Annotated in this window: 23 protein-coding genes; 11 read left to right on the top strand and 12 right to left on the bottom strand. The window is 44.3% G+C overall.

All coding sequences use genetic code 11. The features are described from left to right. The first annotated feature begins 103 nt into the window (after positions 1–103). On the top strand, positions 104–2,104 hold the full coding sequence (locus MSG33_RS05045; RefSeq protein ID WP_248380094.1) for a methyl-accepting chemotaxis protein: 2,001 nt from the start codon (positions 104–106) through the stop codon (positions 2,102–2,104). Positions 2,105–2,406: 302 nt separating this feature from the next. After that, positions 2,407–2,886 carry a Dps family protein gene (locus tag MSG33_RS05040; RefSeq protein WP_161442793.1) on the top strand — a complete coding sequence of 160 codons (480 nt, stop codon included), beginning with the start codon at positions 2,407–2,409 and terminating at the stop codon, positions 2,884–2,886. 99 nt (positions 2,887–2,985) lie between these two features. Here MSG33_RS05040 and MSG33_RS05035 read toward each other — a convergent pair whose 3' ends face one another. From MSG33_RS05035 to MSG33_RS05015, 5 genes are all read right to left on the bottom strand, one after another. Next, complete coding sequence (locus tag MSG33_RS05035; RefSeq protein ID WP_248380092.1) at positions 2,986–3,606, bottom strand: HAD-IA family hydrolase; 621 nt, start codon at positions 3,604–3,606, stop codon at positions 2,986–2,988. Positions 3,607–3,748: 142 nt separating this feature from the next. After that, positions 3,749–4,825, bottom strand: a complete 1,077-nt coding sequence (locus MSG33_RS05030) for a PQQ-dependent sugar dehydrogenase (RefSeq protein WP_248380090.1) — start codon at positions 4,823–4,825, stop codon at positions 3,749–3,751. A gap of 138 nt (positions 4,826–4,963) precedes the next feature. Continuing rightward, positions 4,964–6,112 (bottom strand): L-threonine dehydrogenase, encoded by a 1,149-nt coding sequence (gene yiaY / locus MSG33_RS05025; RefSeq protein ID WP_005391135.1) that lies wholly within the window; start codon positions 6,110–6,112, stop codon positions 4,964–4,966. Positions 6,113–6,445: 333 nt separating this feature from the next. After that, complete coding sequence (gene elbB, locus MSG33_RS05020) at positions 6,446–7,096, bottom strand: isoprenoid biosynthesis glyoxalase ElbB (protein WP_046873691.1); 651 nt, start codon at positions 7,094–7,096, stop codon at positions 6,446–6,448. 12 nt (positions 7,097–7,108) lie between these two features. Then, positions 7,109–7,258 carry a hypothetical protein gene (locus MSG33_RS05015; protein ID WP_006742043.1) on the bottom strand — a complete coding sequence of 50 codons (150 nt, stop codon included), beginning with the start codon at positions 7,256–7,258 and terminating at the stop codon, positions 7,109–7,111. Between the two features lie 120 nt (positions 7,259–7,378). On the opposite strand from MSG33_RS05015, the gene yddG reads away from it, so the two are divergent. The 3 genes from yddG (at position 7,379) to MSG33_RS05000 (ending at position 9,742) form a co-directional block, all read left to right on the top strand. Further along, positions 7,379–8,281 (top strand): aromatic amino acid DMT transporter YddG, encoded by a 903-nt coding sequence (gene yddG, locus MSG33_RS05010; RefSeq protein WP_048625236.1) that lies wholly within the window; start codon positions 7,379–7,381, stop codon positions 8,279–8,281. Between the two features lie 777 nt (positions 8,282–9,058). Then, positions 9,059–9,388, top strand: a complete 330-nt coding sequence (locus MSG33_RS05005; RefSeq protein ID WP_080936685.1) for a hypothetical protein — start codon at positions 9,059–9,061, stop codon at positions 9,386–9,388. A gap of 24 nt (positions 9,389–9,412) precedes the next feature. Further along, on the top strand, positions 9,413–9,742 hold the full coding sequence (locus MSG33_RS05000; protein ID WP_248380088.1) for a hypothetical protein: 330 nt from the start codon (positions 9,413–9,415) through the stop codon (positions 9,740–9,742). Between the two features lie 112 nt (positions 9,743–9,854). Here MSG33_RS05000 and MSG33_RS04995 read toward each other — a convergent pair whose 3' ends face one another. Both MSG33_RS04995 and MSG33_RS04990 read right to left on the bottom strand, forming a co-directional pair. Further along, positions 9,855–10,751 (bottom strand): cation diffusion facilitator family transporter, encoded by an 897-nt coding sequence (locus tag MSG33_RS04995; RefSeq protein ID WP_248380086.1) that lies wholly within the window; start codon positions 10,749–10,751, stop codon positions 9,855–9,857. Between the two features lie 176 nt (positions 10,752–10,927). After that, on the bottom strand, positions 10,928–11,806 hold the full coding sequence (locus MSG33_RS04990; RefSeq protein WP_006742040.1) for a LysR family transcriptional regulator: 879 nt from the start codon (positions 11,804–11,806) through the stop codon (positions 10,928–10,930). Between the two features lie 171 nt (positions 11,807–11,977). On the opposite strand from MSG33_RS04990, the gene MSG33_RS04985 reads away from it, so the two are divergent. Continuing rightward, entirely contained in the window at positions 11,978–12,553 is a 576-nt protein-coding gene (locus tag MSG33_RS04985; RefSeq protein ID WP_006742039.1) for a class I SAM-dependent methyltransferase, read from the top strand. Between the two features lie 153 nt (positions 12,554–12,706). Here the strand turns inward: MSG33_RS04985 and MSG33_RS04980 are convergent, their stop codons facing one another. After that, positions 12,707–14,680, bottom strand: a complete 1,974-nt coding sequence (locus tag MSG33_RS04980; RefSeq protein WP_248380084.1) for an acetoacetate--CoA ligase — start codon at positions 14,678–14,680, stop codon at positions 12,707–12,709. A 222-nt stretch (positions 14,681–14,902) separates the two neighbouring features. On the opposite strand from MSG33_RS04980, the gene phhA reads away from it, so the two are divergent. Together phhA and MSG33_RS04970 are read left to right on the top strand one after the other, a co-directional pair. Then, positions 14,903–15,697 (top strand): phenylalanine 4-monooxygenase, encoded by a 795-nt coding sequence (gene phhA, locus MSG33_RS04975; protein ID WP_005391119.1) that lies wholly within the window; start codon positions 14,903–14,905, stop codon positions 15,695–15,697. Then, positions 15,687–16,025, top strand: a complete 339-nt coding sequence (locus MSG33_RS04970) for a 4a-hydroxytetrahydrobiopterin dehydratase (protein WP_248380082.1) — start codon at positions 15,687–15,689, stop codon at positions 16,023–16,025. The genes phhA and MSG33_RS04970 overlap by 11 nt, the downstream gene beginning before the upstream one ends. A 69-nt stretch (positions 16,026–16,094) precedes the next feature. Here MSG33_RS04970 and MSG33_RS04965 read toward each other — a convergent pair whose 3' ends face one another. Then, positions 16,095–17,864 (bottom strand): choice-of-anchor I family protein, encoded by a 1,770-nt coding sequence (locus tag MSG33_RS04965; RefSeq protein ID WP_248380080.1) that lies wholly within the window; start codon positions 17,862–17,864, stop codon positions 16,095–16,097. 199 nt (positions 17,865–18,063) lie between these two features. Here MSG33_RS04965 and MSG33_RS04960 point away from each other — a divergent pair, with 199 nt between their 5' ends. Beyond that, positions 18,064–18,408, top strand: coding sequence for a HopJ type III effector protein (locus MSG33_RS04960; RefSeq protein WP_046873686.1), 345 nt, complete (start codon positions 18,064–18,066; stop codon positions 18,406–18,408). Positions 18,409–18,446: 38 nt separating this feature from the next. On the opposite strand, the gene MSG33_RS04955 is transcribed toward MSG33_RS04960, so the two are convergent. Next, a complete protein-coding gene (locus MSG33_RS04955) occupies positions 18,447–18,755 on the bottom strand; it encodes a cysteine-rich CWC family protein (protein WP_248380079.1) in 309 nt (102 codons plus the stop codon). A 143-nt stretch (positions 18,756–18,898) separates the two neighbouring features. Between MSG33_RS04955 and MSG33_RS04950 the strand changes: the two genes are divergently transcribed. Then, positions 18,899–19,114 (top strand): DUF3820 family protein, encoded by a 216-nt coding sequence (locus tag MSG33_RS04950; protein WP_005375557.1) that lies wholly within the window; start codon positions 18,899–18,901, stop codon positions 19,112–19,114. A 40-nt stretch (positions 19,115–19,154) separates the two neighbouring features. Next, positions 19,155–19,400 carry a hypothetical protein gene (locus MSG33_RS04945; protein WP_046873683.1) on the top strand — a complete coding sequence of 82 codons (246 nt, stop codon included), beginning with the start codon at positions 19,155–19,157 and terminating at the stop codon, positions 19,398–19,400. Positions 19,401–19,539: 139 nt separating this feature from the next. Here the strand turns inward: MSG33_RS04945 and MSG33_RS04940 are convergent, their stop codons facing one another. Then, positions 19,540–19,788: a hypothetical protein gene (locus MSG33_RS04940; RefSeq protein WP_046873682.1), complete on the bottom strand. Its 249-nt coding sequence runs from the start codon at positions 19,786–19,788 to the stop codon at positions 19,540–19,542. A gap of 768 nt (positions 19,789–20,556) precedes the next feature. Next, complete coding sequence (locus MSG33_RS04935) at positions 20,557–22,161, bottom strand: S8 family peptidase (protein WP_248380078.1); 1,605 nt, start codon at positions 22,159–22,161, stop codon at positions 20,557–20,559. Positions 22,162–22,239: the final 78 nt, after the last annotated feature.

The following is a 22,239-nucleotide window of genomic DNA, read 5'->3' as shown; positions in this document are numbered from 1 at the left end:
AATCACAAATAATGCCTTGTTCTGAAGTTGTTTTTGATACAAGCATTTAACATTTTTGTAAACATCGTTATATTTAAGGCTCATCGTTGTCAGGAGTTTATGGATGAACCTTACGATATCAGGGAAGTTGCAGCTCAGTTTTGTGCTGCTAGCCGTACTTTTTATGGCATCAGCGGTATTCACGTATCGCAACGTCACCACCGTAGAGCAATACGCCTCTTCGCTACTTAAATCCGATTTACCGACCGTAGACACCAGTCGCGGTATCCAACAGTCCGTTCAAGCGTCGTTGTCTTCTATTCGAGCCTACATGTTGTTAGGTGGCGATGAAGAGGCGAGCGCACGTTTGAGTGAGGACGTGCGTAATATCATGATGTCTACTGACGAGTCGCTTCCGACTTTGCAGGCTTTGATCTCTGAACAGGATTTTCAAGCGATTCAAAGCCAGTGGGACGCGGTAAAAGTCTCTTTAAACAAGTTGATTGAGCTCAGCCACAGTGATGAGAACTTACCCGCGCATAACCTCTTTATTAACGAAGCGGCACCCATTGCAGAAGTAGCACTTGATCAGCTTCAAAGCTTAATCAACGAAGAGTCAGGAAATCCATTTGGTGGAGACAGAAAGCGTTTGTTTAAAGTCTACGCCGACAGTTATACCTCGCTCGCAAATGCACTGTCTGCACTGCGAGATTTCCTGTTGTACGGGCAACAAGATCATCTGGACAAATATCACGACTTGATTAAGTACCACAATCAGTCTGTGGCGGAAATCGACAGCAAACTCGACAGACTTACTGATAACGACCAATCACTGTGGTCACTGTTTAAAGAAATGCAGCAACTGTACTTTCCCTTAGCAGAGCAGGTGATTGCATTGCGTCAGTCGCCAGAGTGGAACGAATCAAACTTGCTGATGGCGAACGAACTGTTGCCAGCAGCGGATGCCCTAGACCAAAGTTTAGAAACGATCGTATTGGCGCAACAAAGTCGTGCAGATCAAAGTGGACAGGGTATTAATCAGTCGATCAAAAACGTACTCACCACCATGCTGATTGCGGCAGCGTTGGTTTTGTTTGCCGCGGTAGCGATTTCAAAATACATGGGCAATATCATTGGTCGCCGAGTGAAAAACTTATCGGAGCGAGCCAAGACGATCGCTTCAGGAGACGTTTCTCAGCCTCCGCTCACCGTTGTTGGGAAAGATGAATTGGCAGACCTTACCGATTCGATTAACCGCATGAACCAATCGTTAGCGGGCATCGTGGCAGGGGTGAGTGAAAAAGCGCATCAAGTGGATACCAGCATGGGTGCTTTGTTGGAATCGGCGCAAGTCACCTCATCGAATGTTGAACAGCAACAGACCAGCATTGTTGAAATGGGAAGCCAATTGGATGAGATCGCTTTAGCCGCGCGTAACACCCTAGATCAAGCCAATCAATCGGTGCAAAAGCTTTCTTATTCAAAAGGCGAGATTGAACAAGGTCGCGATGCGCTAGAGCAAAACAAAGTCACCATGGAAAGCTTGCACGGCAGTATTGAAACCGCGAGTACGCAAGTGACGCAGTTAAGTAAAGAGAGCGAAGCCATTGGTCGAGTGACTGAAGTGATTGAAGGCTTGGCAGAGCAAACCAACTTACTGGCATTGAATGCGGCAATAGAAGCAGCGCGTGCGGGTGAGCAAGGGCGAGGCTTTGCGGTTGTGGCGGACGAAGTACGTATGTTAGCGACTCGCACTACTCAGTCGACGACAGAAATCAACGGCATCATTAATGCGATTCAACGCTCGACTAATTCGGTAGTTGAGGAAATTGAACACAGCCAATCACTTGCGGAGCAAGGCGCGGAGCACATTGAAAAAGCGGTAACTCGTTTGCTTGTTACTACTGAGCAAATTGGTTCATTGAATGAACAAATGGCAGAACTTGCGGCAGCGGCAGAGCAGCAATCTCATGCGACTAGTTCGATCACTGGATTGATGTCCGATATTACTCAATTAGTGGATGAGGTTTCGAATAACAGCCAACGTGCATCAGAGACGTCATTGCAAGTAAAAGAGCAAGTTACTGAGCTGAATCAACAGATGGCAACTTTCAAAACGGCGTAGATAAGGTTTACATTTGTTCATCGACTTTTGAACGTTAACCAAATAGTAAAAAAAAGCCCCAATCCTTTTTACACAAAAAGGGTTGGGGCTTTTTGTTGGATGATACGCCGATATTCGTCTACTTGCTCATTGGATGTAGCTATTTAAATCATAGCTAAAACCAAATTCTCTTCACCGAGCCGGAGTCGTAATATGACTCCATCGGCAGCAAATACTGCAAAAGAATTTTTAAATTTTATACCAATCCCGGTAAGAGAATCGTTCGTTACTACGATTGGTATCATCCTTCTAGGAGCAAGATTATGAACAAACAAGTAAGCCTAATTGGTCTAGACAGCGAACAATCAGCACAACTAGCTCAACAGCTAAATCAACTGCTAGCGCATTACCAAGTGTTGTACATGAACTCTCGCGGTTACCACTGGAACATTAAAGGTGCGCAATTCTTCGAACTGCACGTAAAATTTGAAGAGATCTACACTGATCTGCAAACAAAAATCGATGAGCTTGCAGAGCGTATTCTTACCTTGGGTCATACACCAGCGCACGCATTCAGCCACTACTTGGAAGCAAGTGAAATTAAAGAACATCAAAACGCGACTTCTGGTGAGGAGTGTGTACAAGGTCTGGTTCAAGGCTTTAGCGTTCTACTTCTAAAACAGCGTGAGATTCTACAAAACGCGGGTGAAGCAGGCGACGAAGGTACCGCGGCATTGATGGGTGACTACATTCGTGAGCAAGAAAAATTAATGTGGATGCTTAACGCTTACCTACAAGGCTAAGCGACGCATCACCCAAGCACTCACTTCGGGGCGCATAAATAAATCGGGAATAAGTCAAAGGAGCACGCGAGTGCTCCTTTTGTTTATGAAAGTGCCTAGTTAGTCGCTAATGTGCTTAAAAGACTGAAAATGTTCGAGTAAATCGGTCAGTTCTGTTATAGCAAGAGAGGCGGAGTCGCGGAATTGCGCAGTCGTATTGTGGTGAACAAGGCAGGATGGCATTTGGGCGTTGTATGCGGCTTGTAGGTCATAAAGGAAATCGCCCACATAAAGCACTTCATCTGGCATTAATCGCCACTCTTTGGCTAGGACTTGGAGCGATAAAGGATCAGGTTTTGCTGGATAGCATTCACGAGTGAGGACATGTTCAACATTGATTCGGTTATGTTCTAACTTACGCTGCGTAGCGATCAAACAGTTGCGCGTTACTATCGCGGTTTTAACTTTATGCTGATGTAAGTATGCCAAAAGCTCGTGGCAACCCAGCATCGGAGATGATTGCTCTGCATCAGAAATTTCATGATCAAAGATGACATTATGGGCATGCTCCCTCTGATGTGGATGGTCAAGCTTATCAACAAAATCCAATAAATCTTCGTTTTGTGGACAGCCTAGTTGCTGACGAAGATCTTTGAAGTTCATATCGGAGCTGACGAGCGTATTGTCTAAGTCGAAAATAACGGCTTTGACTCTTTCAAGTTTTAATGGAAAAGGAACCATGATGACCTCGTACGACTTAAACCAAGCTATCTTTCTAAAAACAAAAGGTTATTGTTAATTTTAGATTCAAACGTGTTACTTGTACGAAAATAAATCACTGATACGTCACAAATTAAATAGTCTCAATAATGTTGGTGTTTGATTACTTCTCTTCAAGACGGAAAATTTTGCCTGTATCTGTTGAAAAATAGACATAGCCATCCGGACTGATGGTGATATCTCTGACTCGCTCGCCAAGATTCTCCATCAATCTTTTTGATTCGGTGAGCTTGCCATTCTCAATAGAAACCACGTTGATGTGCGCCAGCTTCAAGGCACCGGCGAGGATTTTTCCATCCAACTCTGGGTACTTATCACCACGATACACCACCATATTGCTTGGCGCGATAGACGGAATATAAACCAACTTGGGGTCTTCCATATTCGGTAAGCTTTTCGCTTCTCCAACGTCTAACGGTCCCCAATACTCTTTACCCTGAGAGACCTTTGCCCAGCCGTAGTTTGCACCTTTCCTAATCAGGTTGATTTCATCACCACCACGAGGGCCATGTTCAATCGACCAAAGCTGTTTTGTTGCTTTGTCGTAAAACATGCCTTGTGGGTTACGGTGCCCGTAACTCCATATTTCAGGGCGAGCATCAGAAGTCTTGAATGGATTATCTTGTGGTACCGAGCCATCAAGGTTGAGGCGAAGAATAGTGCCTGCATGGGTTTGAGTGTCTTGCCCATTATCACGTTCGCCACGGTCCCCAATTGAGAAGTAAACCTTGTCATCGATAAACGCAATACGGCTGCCGTAATGACGGCTGGTGTCCGTGATTGCGTCGGCGACAAATACGTCTTTCCAATCCACAAGTTGATTGTTTTTCAATTGTGCGGTCGCTAAGGCCACAGTATTTCCTTTATCGGTACGTTTGCTGTAAGTAAAGAAAAGTTGTGGATTTTGTGGAGCGGTATTCGGCACTAGAGCTACATCTAATAAACCAGCTTGCCCACTGGTGTTCACATTCGGTACTTTGAAGAGGGTTTGCTGTTTTCCCGAAGCAATATTAAGTAATGAAACGGTGCCGTTTTTTTCATTCACGATCATTTGTTGCTTATCGAGAAATTCAATTCCCCATGGGATTTGAAACCCATTGGCAACCTCATTGGCACGATATTCCGCAGCATCAATAGAAAAAGCTAGGCAAGCGAGTAGGGTCGCAGTGATCGTTCTCATGGTTCCTTCCAATATGAGTCCAAGATACTTAAAAACTAACACTAAAAGAGGACGTTTGGCAGGGTATGCGAACATAAAAAATCCCCAATACGAGATCGGGGATTGAATTAAGACTAGAGAATTGTTTACTTAGCGAGCCTACATCGCTTCTTCGAAGATCTTAGAGATCTCTTCGTGCGTTGCTTGTTTCGGGTTAGTGAAACCACAAGCGTCTTTTAGCGCGTTGTCCGCTAGGGTTGGGATATCTTCTAGCTTCGCACCAAGCTCTTTAATACCTGATGGGATGCCGACATCTTTAGCAAGCTCAACGATAGCATCAATGGCCGCCGCAGCACCTTGCTCTGCTGACATACCTTCAACATCAACACCCATTGCTTTAGCAACGTCACGTAAACGCTCTGGACATACTTGCGCATTGTAACGTTGTACGTGAGGTAGAAGAATTGCGTTACATACACCGTGTGGCAGGTCGTAGAAGCCGCCTAGTTGGTGCGCCATTGCGTGAACGTAACCAAGAGATGCGTTGTTGAATGCCATACCTGCCATGAACTGTGCGTATGCCATTTGCTCGCGAGCTTCAAGGTTTTCACCGTTTTTCACTGCTGTGCGAAGGTGAGCTTGAATCAGTTCAATTGCTTTGATTGCTACCGCGTCAGTGATTGGTGTCGCAGCGATAGATACGTAAGCTTCAATCGCATGTGTTAGCGCATCCATACCTGTTGCGGCAGTAAGAGACGCAGGTTTAGCAAGCATCAATTCAGGATCATTCACTGACATCAATGGTGTTGTGTGTTTGTCCACAATCGCCATCTTAATGTGGCGCTCTTCATCTGTGATGATGCAGAAACGCGTCATTTCAGAAGCAGTACCAGCCGTTGTGTTGATTGATACGAGAGGCAGCATTGGTTTTGCGGATTGGTCAACGCCTTCGTAATCGCCGATCTTGCCGCCGTTTGACGCCACTAAAGCGATACCTTTTGCACAATCGTGCGGTGAGCCGCCTCCGAGTGAGATAACGAAGTCACATTCGTTTTCTTTTAGTAAAGCTAAGCCATCATTAACGTTGGTGATAGTAGGGTTTGGTTGAGTGCCATCGTACACAACGGTTGCTACGTCGCGTTCAGTGAGAAGGTCTTGAACTTGTTTGACTACACCGATTTGGTTAAGGATCTTATCCGTAACGATCAAACCTTTTTTAAAGCCTTGAGATTGGATGCTGTCTGCTGCGTCTTTTAAACAACCAGCGCCCATTAGGTTTACCGTAGGGATAAAAAATGCACTTGTCATATTGGATAGCTCCGTCGTTATTTTTAATAATCTTTCTTAATTTGCCATTTACTGTCGCACACTCGTTTCCAGATTGAAGTTGATCTGAAGCAAGTTTACCTATTTAGAGGTATTTGCAAGAGAAAAACTGTGACAGTGATCTTGTTGCACAGCGTATAGGTGCAACACAGATATAAAGTAGAATAAATATGAAACCAGTGACGCAATCGATTGGCAAAAATTGATATCTAATACGGATATATCTCTAAATTAGACTAAAGTATAAAAAATCCCCATTAATAACTTAACTATCAATGGGGATGGGAGGTAGGTGTATAAGTTATCTATCAATAATTAGGCAATATCAATCAGCTTTGATACTAACTTTTCGATACCTGATGCCGCTTGAGAGATATTCTCTGCCAACATATAAGCTGGGGTTGATAGAACGAGGTGTGTTTCATCAAAAACGATATCCTCGACAGAGCAAGTGATGTGCTCACCGCCCATTTGATTAAATGCTATCGAGATCGCTTCATCGTTGCCTACGGTGCCTTTCACGCCTTGATCATAAATCATCGGAATAATGACAGGAGAAATACACAAATAACCTGCTGGCTTTTTCGCATGAGCGAATGCGCGACATGCTTGAGCTACGTGTGTATTAATCGAGCACTCAGCCCCTGATACTGCGAAGTCAGTGAGATTTTTAGCGGCACCAAAACCGCCAGGTAAGAGTAGGGCATCAAACTCATCTGGGTTTAATCTTGCAACATCATCAATATTGCCACGTGCAAGGCGTGCAGATTCCACCAACACATTTCGTGTTTCGTCCATCTCTTCGCCAGTTAGATGATTAATCACGTGTAATTGATCGATGTTCGGAGCAAAGCAATGCCATGATGCACCTTCTTTTTCAATGGCATGGAGTGCTAATACGGCTTCATGCAGTTCTGTGCCATCGTAAACACCTGAACCACTGAAGATAACTGCGACTTTTTTCATTTGAGAATTCCTTTAGTCTGAGGTTTCCGTTTGTTGCTCTGTTTCTTTTAGATGCTGAGTGCTCGAATCAGTTTCGGCGATTTCGCTATCGTCGTCTTCTTCATCATAGTAGCGCACAACAAAAGGTGTAAGCATAACACTCGAGGGCAGAAAATGTTTCATATCGACTCCAACTGCGTAATGGAGTGATTTTTATACTGATTTTTATAAAACAGTACGTTGAACCTGATCATTTTTGAGTTAAGCTGATGTTTCCTTTGGCATTCGTGAGTGGTAGGTCACATGAAATCAGTGCAATTTCGTTTCACACTTTATGGTTGTATTGCCATCCTCTCTTGGAGTTGCTTACTTGGCATTGCCAGGTTGGTTACCGAGAGCCTAGGTCCCGTGGGCGGGGCGGCCATGTTGTACTCTCTCAGTTCTATTTTCCTTCTTATCGTAGTTGGCATTCCGAAGTTATCGTACTTTTCTCCAAAGTATCTCGTGCTTGGTGGCGCGATGTTCGTTTGTTATGAAATATTTCTCGCTTTATCCCTGGGATATTCCAATTCGCGTGCGCAGGCTATTGAGGTGTCGATTGTTAATTACCTTTGGCCAGCACTCACCGTTTTGTTTGCTGTTTTAGGCAGTAACAAAAAAACAAACTGGCTGCTTTATCCAGCGGTTGCGCTGGCGTTTATCGGAGTCGCGTGGACGGTGAGTGGTGAGAATGGCTTATCCGTAACTCAGATTATGTCCAATGTCAGTAGTAACCCTTTGGTGTACTTTATGGCTTTCGCAGGAGCAGTTATATGGGCCTTTTATTGTAATTTAACCCAGAGGCAGCAATCCAAACATAACGCGATTACGTTGTTTTTCATTGCTACTGCTGTTTCGTTATGGGTGAAATATGCGTTTGCTGATGAGCCAGAGATGACTTTTTCATGGGAAGCAATGGGCTACCTTTTTGCTTCAGCGGCGTTGATGGCTGGTGGTTATGGTTTGTGGAACATCGCGATTGTTGGCGGAAACATGGTCTTTCTTGCGACACTTTCTTACTTTACGCCCATTTTCTCTGCGCTATTTTCTTCCATTATTCTTGGTGTGACGTTGAGTCCGAGTTTTTGGCAGGGGGTTGTGATGGTTACGGTGGGCTCTTTGCTTTGCTGGGTTGTCACCAAGGAGAAGCGTGAAGCTGCAGGTTAAACCAAAATTATCTGAGTGATTAATGCTCTTACTGCTCTTGAAGGCTTTGATAGATGCCTCCCGGCTGGACTGATTGAACCTTCATGTTGTTATCAGACGGGCATCCGGCCATTTTCCTAAAGTAAGCATCAGTTACCAAGGTGAGATAGCTGTCTTAGGGTCAGTCGCATCTGCAACTGAAAGCGCTCCGGCCGTTCTGAGGTGTAACTGATTTATGATGTTAGGTTAGCAAAAAATTAGGCACAAAAAATCCACCGCTCTGGTGGTTTAACACTGCTAACTATTACCACGGTTATCAAACCCATACTTAATTGGATCTAACTTTTCGATTAGCTCTACTACTTTAATGAAATCAGTGGGTTTTGCTGGTGGGGTGCTAACTCCCGCTATCTTTTTGCTCATGCCGTGAAACTTTTTGAAAATGTTTCATACAGCCAGTATTGCCTACGAGAAGCGGGAGTCAGTTTTTATTATTGTTAGCGTTGTTTCGGATGGGTGGCATTCCTACAACGGCCAACTGACGGAGCGGGATTTTTCACAATTTCGGCTTTTAAAACAGTGATTCAGTTCAAGATTTTTTCACCTCATTGAATCCAGATTATCAAAAAATAATACCGACTTACTCCCCTTAAAACGCAACTAAAATTGCTATTCCCGAGGATCATTATTTTCTATTGCGACCAATTGCAAATAGTGACGAACTGCAAGGATTGGATATGCAATTGTGTGGACAATCGCAGTCCTTAAAGTTTTGATGCAACAACGCAAGAGGTGGATATGTTTGGCTTCTTCAAAAGAAAAGCTTTAAAGAATATAGCGACGAATCTATATCAAGAATTGGTACGTGGACGCATACATGAGGGAACGCATTACGGACTCAGCGCAGATGATATATCAGAAAAGACAGGGCTCAACTTGTTCTCATCGCGCAGCCTCATTCATCGGCTTGTCGCAAGCGGATTGGTCGAAGAATATGATTTTTTGGATGTGGTTTGCTATCGAGCTGTTAATGTCCCGATTTATTTAGATGAAACATCTTCTCCAAACAGCATTTTACAATACGTAAAACGAGCAATTGCCCGAGTAGACTTCAAAGGTCTAACTTAATCCGAATACTAGATAAGGTTATACATGCTTGGCTTATTAGACACAAAGACTTTGAAGAACGCGACGATCGCTCTATATCACGAATTGGTTCGTGGCCGGATATACGAGGGTAAGCACTTTGGGCTCAATGCAGATGATATTTCCAAGAAAACAGGGTTAAATATTCACTCTGCAACGGCTCTCATTCATCGGCTTATCGATAACGAGTTAGTTGAAAAGTATGGTTTTAAGAATGATGTAAGTTATCGAGCTGCCAACATTCCAATCCACCTAGAACAAGCTTCGGCTCCAATCCAAATTTTCCAATACGTAAATCGCGTAATTGGCCGAGTAGACTTCAAAGGTATAGTTTAATCCAGATATAAAAAAACCGTCGTAATCGGCGGTTTTTTCATTTTAGTAAAGACTGAACATTCAATTTAGGTGCTTTTGAGATAGAAACATACTTGGTTTTTTCTTTCGTGTTCTAACAGTTTGCGACGTTTAAATGGAGTTGCAGTTTAAATCTGTGCTTCGACAGACGTTTTGTTAACTGAGTACGAGTTTGTTCCAACTTATCCAATGTAATGGTGTCGTCATCGACGTGCAAATCGATGTTAATGCGAAGCTCTTGGCCCACTTTAGTGATACCTGCTAACTTTAGCTGGTGGTCAGATGTTTTTTCTATCTCTAGTACATCATTGCCAACGACCTGACATAGCTCTTTGCTTGGTGTCATCATTAGTAGCTCACGTAGTGCACCAACCAACATATCAAAAGGAACTTTCAGAAAGTAGAAGCCCATTAGCACCATCATCATAGGATCGGCATAAACCGCATATTCAGCGAATGGCGTTAGTGATACAGCCCAAGCAGCAACAAATCCTACCGTCACTGCCACACTTAATAGCGTATCCATCTGCCACTGTTTTTTCTCTGCTTCAATCAAGCCTGATGAGAAGCGACGGCTACGTTTCGCCATAAACCACCAAGCGTAACCACAACCGATGACGTTTACGATGCCGAATAGAGTGGCAATAGAAGCATCGACTTCACGGCCTCCGGACATCAATGCTGAAATTGCAGAGTAAAGAGAAAAGCTTACAACCACTAAAATAACAGCCGCTTTTATCGCAATAACGATTGGCTCTAAGACCGCTTTTCCAAATGGGAATACAGATTTTGAGGGCTTGTTAATATAGTAGGAAGCGGCCAGTGACAATAAAGTTAACAGTAAGCTGACCAAAGAGTAAACACCGTCAAAAACGATGACAATTGATCCTACAAGCAAGCCAAGTACCATACCACCAGCAGCGAACCCAGACGCTAAAAGGGCTGAAATGGTTAGAATACGGTTTTCGTTTTTGCTTGTCCTGTCACACATAAAAGATGCCTTTAAATTTTAATACCTTACTATTCTTCTCGCATAAGGTAATTTAGGCAACCACTAAGTGAGCAGGTTCTAATCTAAAAAGTTGCGTTTTTGTTTATGTTCTTATAAAACAATAACTTGCCGCATGATCTTGGTGCCAATAAAATTGGCGCTCACTGATAAAATGTTTAGAAGTCAAATAAATACTCGCTCAATTTATCCGCTAACCATGTCATTGCTGGGTGCTCAGTTTGACCGTTAGGTGAAAACATACAGTAGTCTTCTTGTGTCAATCCGTATGTATGCTTGATAACGGCGAGCTTTTGCTGGCGAAGGTAATGGCGGATTAATGGTTCTGGCAGTACACCCCAAGCGTCTTCTTCTAAGATGGTGTTAAGCATGTAGTCAAAACTTGAAAAGCCAATGTATCGAGTCGAGAAAGGTTGCAGTTCAGGGTTGTCTTTCTCATTTAGGTACACCATCAATGCTTGCATCTGACTGCGTAGATCTTCGTCTGAGACTCGGCGCATCTTACTTAGGCGATGTTCCGCACTGCATACTGACATCATACGTATCTTGCCTAGCGGGTTATACACGATACGAGGATCGTCGACGCGCTCATAATCAACACCAAAGGCAAAATCCACTTGGTGGGTACTAACTAAGTTGGCCAAGTCGCCACTGGATGCCAAGATTAAGTTGAAGGTTGTGGAAGGGAAGCGGTTATTCAGTGTATGAGAAAGCTCCTGCCAGAGATCATCAGGCAAGGAGTCGTCACGTGCAACCCAAACTTCCGCGTTAAAACCTTCTGAGATTTGAGCACAGGTTTTTCTTATCCGCTGTGCGATGATAAGTAGGTGTTCGCAATCTTTGTAAATGGCTTTCCCAGCTTCAGAGAGAGTGAGCTGGTTGCCAGTTCGGGTAAACAACTCAACGTTGAGATCTTTCTCTAAAGCCTTAATCGACATACTGAGTTTGGTGCGATTACAATCGAGTTGCCTTGCTGCTTCAGAAACAGAACCACACTCAGCGATGGTGCAGAAGGCTTCTACTTGAGTTAAGTTCATGATTTGACACAACCAATAAATGAATTCAAATAATTTGGGTATTATGCAGATGTGCTCCCAAAGCCGTGAAAGATTATCGAAAAAAACGCGAATCCGCCAGATAAGTCTATGGTCTTTTAACGGTTTTGCGGTAATCTATGTGGGTTACAAAAAGTGAACATGGAGGCCACGATGGCACAAGATTGGGACGGCTTAGCAAAAAACTGGGAATCAAATCCAGCAACAGAGCAATTTGCGCAGTCGGTGTTTGAGCAGTTACAACAGCTAACTCAGCTTGATGGCATTAAAGTACTAGATTTTGGATGCGGAACCGGGCAGTTAAGTCAACGATTGTCACCGATGGTTAAAGACATCGTAGCATTAGACGCATCGGAAGCCATGATTGAAGAACTCGATAAAAAAGAGCTTGCCAATGTAGAACCTGTCGTAGATGCATTGTCTCGCGGCTTGGTCGCTCAGCATCCAGCGTTTCGTGGACAGTTTGACCTAGTAGTTGCATCGTCAGTTTTAGCGTTTGTGGAAGACTTAGACGCGTCATTAAAAATCTCGCATTCTTTACTTAACCACGGCGGTTACTTTGTTCATTTTGATTGGATTGCAGAATCTGAACAAGACGGTTTTACCCTTGCGAAGTCTAAACGTGCTTTGAAAGATGCAGGTTTTACTGAGGTGGAATCGCAACACGTTTTTGACATTACATCTGACGGTAAAACGATGTCGGTATTAATGGGGCTTGGTCGCCGTTAATGCTGAATAAAGAACACCACATGATAAAAGCGAGCTACCTAGCTCGCTTTTTTCTTATCGGTTGAGGGTATGTCCCAAGTTAACCTCACTTGTTCTTCACCTATCGCTGCGGACGCAAGCAAAGTGGTTCTCTAACAATCAAGTGTTCTGAGGTTATTTTGGGGCGACTATCCTGCGTATCTCCTCCAATACTTCAGGGTTGGCTATTGCGCCTAAATTTTCTACGCTCCGATTGTTAACGACTTGCTTAACGGCTAACTCGACCAATTTTCCCGAACGGGTCTTAGGTATATCGCTTATTGCGTAAATTGCACTAGGTACATGCCTTGGAGAACATGCAGACTTTAGCTGTGCTTTGATGGAGGCGATCATCTCGTCGTTGAGCTCTATCCCTTTCATTAATTGGACAAACAGCCATATTTGTTCGTTGCGATCGACTTCTTTTCCTACTGCGATGGAATCTAGAATACCGTCTATACTGTTCACTTGCTGATAGATTTCGGCCGTGCCGATCCTTACGCCACCGGGATTCAACGTGGTATCACTTCGACCATAAAACACGTATCCACCAACGCTGGTCTGTTCAACATCGTCGCCGTGGTGCCAAATATTGTCGAACTTATCCCAATAAGCACGATGATATCTTTCCCCGGTGTCGTTCCAAAAGCCAGCAGGAAAGTTGGGCAATGAATTGGCACAAACCAACTCACCGCGCTCTCCGATTACGCTATTACCTTGCGGGTTAAAGACTCTGACATCGACCCCTAACCCTGCTGATTGGCACTCTCCTCGATAAACGGGAGAAATAGGGTTGCCTAACACAAAGCAGCCACAAATGTCTGTCCCGCCTGAAATAGAGGCGAGGTGTACATCTTCTTTAATGTGCTGATAGACATAATCAAACTGTTCTGGATACAGAACCGAGCCCGTTGAACAAATGGTTTTCAGACTTGGAAATGCATCACTTTTCGGCGGAGAAAAAGAAACTTTTTCCAATGCCTCTAGGTATTTCGCCGAAGTTCCAAACAGCGTCACTTCGGCTTGTTCAGCGAGGTCCCAAAGCACGTTATGAGCGGGATAAACAGGGCTACCATCAAAAATTACTAAACATGCGCCGCTCGCGAGTGAAGAAACGTGCCAGTTCCACATCATCCAACCGCAGGTCGTGTAATAAAACACTCTGTCGTTAGGTTGGATGTCGCAATGCAGTTGGTGCTCTTTCAAATGGTTAAGCACTGTTCCACCGACGGAGTGAACGATGCATTTCGGTTTGCCTGTCGTGCCTGAAGAATAGAGCACAAATAGCGGATCGTTAAAATTAACACGAGTAAAAGTCAGCGCTTCGGGTGTGTATTGATTCAGGACGTTTTGCCAATCTTGAGTGCAGACGTCGCATTCAAAAATGTGTGGTTTCAGGTAGCTAATTTGGCAAACCTGTTTAAGACCATCAAGATGATCCGCAATATGCTGGTTTTTCTCAGACATATCGAAAGTTTTGCCATTGAATGTATAGCCATCACAAGTAAACAGGATTTTAGGTTTCACTTGACCAAAGCGCTCCAAAACGCTTTCAACGCCAAAATCAGGTGAGGTAGAAGTCCAGGTTGCCCCTAAACTGGTGGTTGCTAACATGGCTATCACCGTTTGAGGTAAGTGAGGCAAATAGCCAGCGACGACATCACCTTGCTTGATTCCACATTCTTTCAACCATTGCTGGACACTCGAAACTTCTTCACACAATTGTTTCCATGTGTAGGTTTGCTTTTCTTCACGTTCATTTTCAAACCAAATCGCGAGATCATCGGGTTGGTGACACGCGTAGGTTAGCAAGTTTTCTGCGTAGTTAATTTGTGCGTTTGGGAACCATTTTATGTCTCTATTTTCGACGGGTTGCTGCCAGCGACTTTCTGCTTGCTCCTTTACGGTCTCTCCTTGAGTACCAATGACGTCGCAGAATAACCAGACTTCTTGCCAAAATTTTTCCACATGATCGAGCGACCATTGATGCAGTTCGGCGAAGTTTTCAATGGTATTTCCTTGTCGATTAATGTGTTCAATAAACTGTGTGATGTTGGCTTCTTCGATACGACTTTCGCTCGGTTGCCATACTTTGCTGCTCTCGCGCATAGGTCCCTCTATAACAAAGTGGTAACAGATTTTAGTGTGAGAGGAATATACGATAAAGTCAAACAAGCTAGATATTATATCGTGTCATAAAAATCATGCAGTTACGACGTATTGTAAACAATATGTTACATCGAATCGATACTGAGAAAATCGTGTAGGGATTGGAAGCTCTTAAGACTGCAGATAGGCTTAATGTAAAGGATTTGTTAATGGAGATGTGCCATGACTCAGTATCGTTCTAAACCCGTAAACCAGGAAGGCAGGGTTGAATGGAGCCGTGAAGAAGACGCCATTTGGCGAGATTTGGTAACACGACAAATGGGTGTGATCCAAAACAGAGCTTGTAAGGCTTATTTACACGGTTTAACGCTGCTTGATTTACCTCAAGACCGCGTTCCTCAATTGCCAGAAATTAATCGTGTCTTGATGGAGACAACAGGTTGGCAAGTGGAGCCCGTTCCTGCGCTTATTGACTTCGACCGTTTTTTTAATCTGCTCGGTAATAAGCGCTTTCCAGTCGCCACATTCTTGCGTACCAGAGAAGAGTTCGATTACTTGCAAGAGCCGGATTTCTTCCATGAAATATTTGGTCATTGCGCGATGTTAACCAACCCAGATTTTGCTGCATTTACCGAGCATTATGGTCAACTAGGGCAAGCCGCTACACCAAAACAAAGAGCCTATCTTGCTCGTCTCTACTGGTTTACCGTAGAGTTTGGCTTGGTGAAAGAAGGGGACAAAACCAAAATTTACGGTGGTGGTATTCTCTCATCTCCTGGCGAAACCCTCTACGCATTAGAGAGTGATGTAGCAATTCGCGACCCATTTGAATTACAAACTGTGTTGAGAACGCCCTATCGTATCGACATCATGCAACCGAAGTACTACGTGATTGATGACTTTTCTCAGCTCTTTAAAATCAGTCAGTTAAATTTATTGAAACAAGCCGATCTAGCGATTGAAGCTGGACTGCTTCCTCCACTTTTTGAACCAAAGGAACCTGCTCATGTTGAATGAACAAAAATGCGAAGCTTGTAGTATCGATGCCATTGCACTAAGCAAAGAAGAACAACAATCTCTGCTGCTGCAATTGTCTGATTGGCAGATCATTGAAAGAGAAAACATACCTCAACTAGAAAAGGTGTATAAATTTAAGAACTTCAAACAAGCATGGGCTTTCAGTAACAAAATCGCGGAACTGGCAGAAGATGAGTTCCACCATCCTTCTATTATGTTGGAGTGGGGTAAGGTCACCGTAACTTGGTGGAGTCACTCGATCAAAGGTCTGCATAAGAACGATTTTATCTGCGCATCAAAATGTGACGCGCTAGCATCGGCAGAGTAGGACATTACCTCATAAAAAAACGCCCGGCTTACGTCGGGCGTTTTGGTTCTAAATGAATTTTACATTACTTTATAGATTGATTCGGAAGACGGATGTTGTGCCAGATACCTCATTGCCAACAGCGATAAAATGACTACCATTACGGGTAAAGTAATTGATGGATTCTGGGCCTAAATCGCCTGCTTTTGGATTGTATGTGTCGTTGGTGCATTCTCCATCTTCCACTTGTGTACACACTGGCTGATTGTAATCACGACGGTTTACGTAATGTAGGAACTGCACTTGTTTCGGTTCGGTAATGTCATAAATCATAATACCGCCTTGGCGCTCTAAGCCGATGAACACGTAATGGCGACCGTTAATTTGTGCTACTTCAATCGCCTCTGGCTCAATGCCTTTATCATCACTTCGGTCATCGCCACTGTGATTGTTATCGTTGGTACTGTTGAAGTTTTTACCTTCATTCAGCAGCGCGATGGTCGCGAAATCGTCACCACTATCGAAGACCAACTTGCCGTTTTCATCCCAAATCGAGAATGAACGCGCGCCAAATGCTTGAACATTCTCTTGTGCAGAAAGCGTTTGTTCCGGCTTAATCACTTTTAAACGCGCGAGTTGTTTGTTGTCTTTTAGTGCTTCTGCCAGTGGGTGCTCTGCTGCTACTTTCAGCTTCTTACCGCGCACTTCATCAACATGGCTTAGACAGGTCCCTTGCTCAGATGTGTATTCATCTGTACCAAGGAAATCGTCTTCATCCCACATAAAGCCTGCTTTGTCGCACTGTTCTTGAGTGGTTTTGAATCCGTACTCACGTCCGTCGCCTTCATTTGCAGATACGATGTAAGTACTGCCATCCACTGAGTAGCTGTCGATGGTGTCAGGCATAAATAAGCCAACCAGTTGTGGGTAGCTTTTCAAGTTTCCAATAATTTTGTCTTTGTTAGACGCATCGAGTTTAGCGTCCGACCAAGACTTCTCACCTAAGCCAACAATTCGCTCTACTGATTTGCTCTCTGGATTGACGATTGCCATGGCGTTATTTTCTTGTAGCGCGACATAGATTTTACCGTTATCTGCAAAAGTGAGGTATTCAGGCTCTAGATCTTGTGCGATGGTGGCGTTTGGCCCCGAAATACGCACATTCATTGGAAGCTCTGCTTTTCGTGAACCATCAAACTCGTTAAAGCCAATTTGTGTCACTTCTGCTTGAGCAACGCCAAGGTTCAGAACGATCAAAGTGACGCTACCTTCAGGATCGACGCTGTAATCGCTGTTTGGTTCGCCCTCATTAGCGGTTGCGATATATCGGCCATCTTTCGAGAAGCCTACCATGTCTGGCAATGCGCCTGTTGGAAACGTCATGACTAATGACAAATCGTCGGAGCGGTACAAACCAACAATACCTTTTGCTTGTTTGTTACGGTTTTCAATCGCAACCGCGATCAAACCATTAAATACGGCGACACTGTTTGCTGCGCCAATTTCAATGCCCGCTGCTTCGCCAGCGCTGTTGAGATTAATGAATGCGGTTTGCGTTGGTACGCCGTTGTCATCCATAGAAAGTACATCGACACGTTTTGCTTCAGCATTGACCACATAGAGCTTATCCGTACAAGCGTCATAACTGACGATTTCAGCTGCCGATGTGTCGAATGGGGCATCGGCAACGGATGTCCCGATAAACGTTAAACCTTGAATTGACCTTTCCCCGGCAACGGGTGCAGTGGTAGGTTTGCATTGTTTAGCGAATGAAGCCACGGTATCTTCGGGTTGTGATGAACACGCGATGGCAAGTGATGACAATGCGAGTGCACCGATTGCCTTTAAAGGGGTGATCATGATATCTCCTTATCAATCCGATACGTTGTCAATCAGCATGGGGTTTATGCTTCTGTCCATTTCCGCAATTGGAATGATGGAACGCTGAATGACGTGTGATTTGGTAAGGCTCTGAATATATGTATGATTGATGACTCTTATATTGGCTTTTTATGAAACTAATGTGTCATCAAAATGATGAAGTAGGGATAGAGGAATAATGGAATTAAAATCGTTTTTAGATTTATTGGCAGCTTCACCAGAGCAGGTCGAATTTGAAGCAACGATGGCGGTGATCGAAGAAAACTATACGTTTGAACCAACCGCTTTTGTTAATGGTGAGACGCAAAACAACGCGGGTGAGAACAACGGTTCGTGTAAGATCTTCGCTTTCGGCTTGCTAAATAACCTAGACAAAGAAGCGACGCTAGCCTGCTTTGGCCGTTTTTATCGTGAAGATGTTTTGCAGCATCCAGAGAATAGCGATCACCAGAATATTCGTAATTTTATGGTAACAGGGTGGGATGGTATTAAGTTTGAAGCACCCGCTTTAACCGCTAAATAAACACCAGTCAGAAAACGCAGAACAGTAAGCCAGTCGTATTATGCGACTGGCTTTTTTTCTAGACATTTTCGGCACAAACACAACTGGTTGGCGCTTGGCTTGGGTAAATCACGGGTTTCAATAGTAAAGCACCAACAGGTTTCTTTGCCTGCGGCGATATCACAATGGGCTTGAGTCCCGCACTCAGGACAATTGTGCGTTGAATCTTCCCCTGCGATTTGTTCGATAATCGTATCTCGTTGGAGATCGGTTTTGTCTTTCCATTGGATGATTTCACCCATCGTTCGGTGACAACCAGAGCATATTCCGGCGTTATTTTTACATGCAGCTCGACAAGGTGACTTCATTGCTTTCTCGTTCTCATTTTTTATGCCGCGTACTCTAGCACAAAGCGAGTCAAAGCCGCCAAAATAAACGTGAGTGCGATTTGCTGGTGAGGAGAGGGCGGCAGTGATATTCTTGGACGAGTTACCTAAAATCTTTGTCACTTATGTTAGAAAAAGAAAACCTCATTAAACTCGCTAGAATGCAAATGCCATTTGGGAAATATGCAGGGCGAGTGTTAATCGACCTACCTGAAGAATACTTACTGTGGTTCGATAAAAAGGGCTGGCCAAGCGGCGAACTAGGGGATTTGCTCAAGCTGTGTTTAGCGCTCAAAATTGAAGGCTTAGATAGTGTCGTGAAGCCTTTGAAGCGTATGTAACTAGCCACAGAAACTCCCACTTTTAATGAAAAGACTTATTATGAATTTTGATATCGATGCACTGAAACACCACCAATTGGTCGAAGATGGTAAATTAGAGGGATGTTACATTCATCAGCCAGCTCAAGGTAGCCAGCAAGATGACAAAGCTGTTTTGGCAGAGCGCCAAGCGTTGGAAAAAATGGGGTATAAGGTAATACAGGTTAAAGCTAAAGGCGGGACAACAACGTTTGCCGAGGCGATGCAAAAGCTTGCGAAGGAAACTGGTCACCTGCCTAAGGAGTAAGTGAGTGTAACCTGCCACAGCTTCCCTAGTTATTCCACGATACCATGTGTTTTCATCACAAGAGCCAGACCGTTAGGCTGACTCTTTTTTGCTCCAAACCCGTTGAGAGCTTAAACATTGATCGTATCAATAAATTCCGTCAGTAGAGAAACCAGTTAGTTGCATAAATAACGAGAAGGACTAGAAGACCTAGAAGGAATGGGAAGGTTAGCATCATTGCGAACTTTTTCTTGAAGCTTGGTTTATCGAATACCACGCCTTCGGCCTCCCTTACTCTTCGCTCTTCATCAAAATGCCATTTAATAGCTAAGTAGGCTCCAATACCTAGTACAATAAGCTTAAAAGCTCCAGCAAAGTACGGAAAGAAGTTAGCCCAACTGTCGTTCATTATCCATCTCTCTCAAATTAAATATGGGCTTTACGGTAGCAGAATCCAAGGTTTATGTTTAGTGCTCTCCCAATGTCAGGCGCCCTGGCTAGCACAAGCCTACTGCTCGTGCTAACTGACCACAACTCTCTTTACAATATACTTAGTTATTAATAATTTAATAGAAAAGGACTAGAACACTTATATCAGTGGCGTGTCTGTATGGTTTGTAACGTTTTTGCCCCATTCCAATTTACCTCGTTTGATCGTCTCTTTGCCTAATAGTTCCCATTTATAATGATCTTGCCGTGGTTCAAGGCCCATTTCATCCAATGTTACCGTTGCCAGCCCATCAACATTTGCAGTATAGGGTCTGAGTTTTGAGTGGATACAATCTTCTCGGATTAGCCACCATATCGTTCACGATGACCAACAGCCAAGGTCAGGTCACGCGTTTGTCTCACAGCCTAAAATTGCAAGTGAGAACCGCGGTCACAGTAAAGAATTTGTTTTGAATCATCTTGGGTTTGCCATCATGCCAAGATTTATGATGGAGAAAGAGTTAGCTCGATGAGATCAAGTTCGCATCCTATTTGATGTACACGACTTGGAGAACCCGACTTATGCGGTGTACTAATAGAAAGCTTCGATGCCGCTTCGAGTTGAGTTCTTGAAGAAAAAGGCCGGTGCGTTTGAATAGCATCGAACGCCACCTATTAAACTCAGTATTCCCAAAGCAAAGCCCACCGACAAGTGGGCTTTGTTCTCTTTCAATAACGAAAATAATAACTAGTAGCTCGCTTGAATGCTGACACCGCTATAGTTTGAGTAACCTTGAATCATGACGTGGTAACGTCCACTTTGTGTCGCGCTGACCGTACATGTTTCATTGTTACCGTATTTGAAAGGTCGGCAGTCCCATGCGTTCAGTGCTGGTTTTGCACCAAAACGGAGATACAGGTCCGCATCACCGCTGCCACCATACATTTGTACGGTTAAGCGCTGCCCAGCTTCTACATCAACATAGTAATACGCGACTTGACCGGTTGAGCCACTTAAACCGCTCACTGGCACACCCGAGGTTAACTTACCTTCTGGATCCGGTGTTGGATCTGGGCCACCACAGTCTTGGCCACAATCAGCATCCGTTAAGCTATAAAGTAGCTTGTTCACGCTGCCTCTTGTGTCCGTCACCTTTCCGCTAGTTGCGCGACTAACGATCAAGGCCTCTACTTGGCTTGGAGATAACGAACTGTTTTCTTGAAGATACAGTGCTGCTACACCCGCTACATGTGGCGTCGCCATCGATGTACCACTAATGGTTTTGTAACCACCGTCATACCACGCAGATTTGATTTGTGAGCCTGGCGCAAACACATCCACACAACTGCCCCAGTTTGAAAAACTCGAACGTGCATCCGTGCTGGTGGTCGAGCCGACAGTTACACCAGTAGCAACGCGCGCTGGAGAGTAGTTACACGCATCGGCATTGGAGTTACCTGCTGCAAGCATAAAGCTGACACCTGACTGAACCGCACTTTGCACCGCGCTATCGAGAGCTACAGATTGACCGCCACCTAAACTCATATTGGCAACTGAAGGTCCGGAAGCGTTCGCAGCCACCCAATCCACACCGGCGATAACACCAGACGTAGACCCCGATCCGCTACAGCTCAATACTCTCACGCCGACAAGGTTGACGTTTTTCGCAACACCATACAAGCTGCCGCCAATGGTGCCCGCCACGTGTGTGCCGTGTCCATTACAGTCACTTGTATCTGCATCATTATCGACAAAGTCATACCCAGAAACCGAGCGCCCACCAAACTCAACGTGTGCATTGTTCACACCAGTATCGATAACATAAGCCGTTACACCAGTTCCATCAAAGTTGGCACTGTAGTTGTTATCGAGTGGCAAGTTACGTTGGTCGATTCGGTCTAGTCCCCAAATGGCATTGGTCTGATTTGCGTCTGCCGAGACTATTGGGTCAAGCGATAGGATTCTGTCTTGCTCAATGTAGTCCACACGAGGATCAGAACGCAGATCTTTCAGTTGCTCATGACTCAAGTTAGCGACAAATCCACTTATCGAGTGGTCAAAAACCGACTCCACTTGTATCGAATACAAACCAGACATGCGGTCTACAGACTGTTGCGTGAATTGCTCGAATTCTGTTGAGTTGCTCGCCATCATTTGCGGTTGTTGAAATACCACTATGTAGCGATCTGCAATGGCGATGTCGTCCGGTGCAAGCATCAAAGTGGCAGGCAATGTGTCGGGATCTTGTTGTAACTCTGCACTGTCCGCAATCTCATTGGGTTGCGAAAAAGCGAGAGAAGAATGAAAACAGAGCGCGGAGGTGATACAACAACTTAGTAGTTTCTTTAACATAAAATGTTCCTTGAAATCATAGTCTTGTTGATTTTACCTAGTACCAAACTGTCAACACGAAAACACAGACAATCAGCG

Source organism: Vibrio sp. 1CM7H (genome assembly GCF_023161645.1).
Taxonomy (GTDB): Bacteria; Pseudomonadota; Gammaproteobacteria; order Enterobacterales; family Vibrionaceae; genus Vibrio; species Vibrio diabolicus.
The sequence above is the reverse complement of the archived record's forward strand: the minus strand, read 5'-3'. Positions and strand labels throughout refer to the sequence as shown.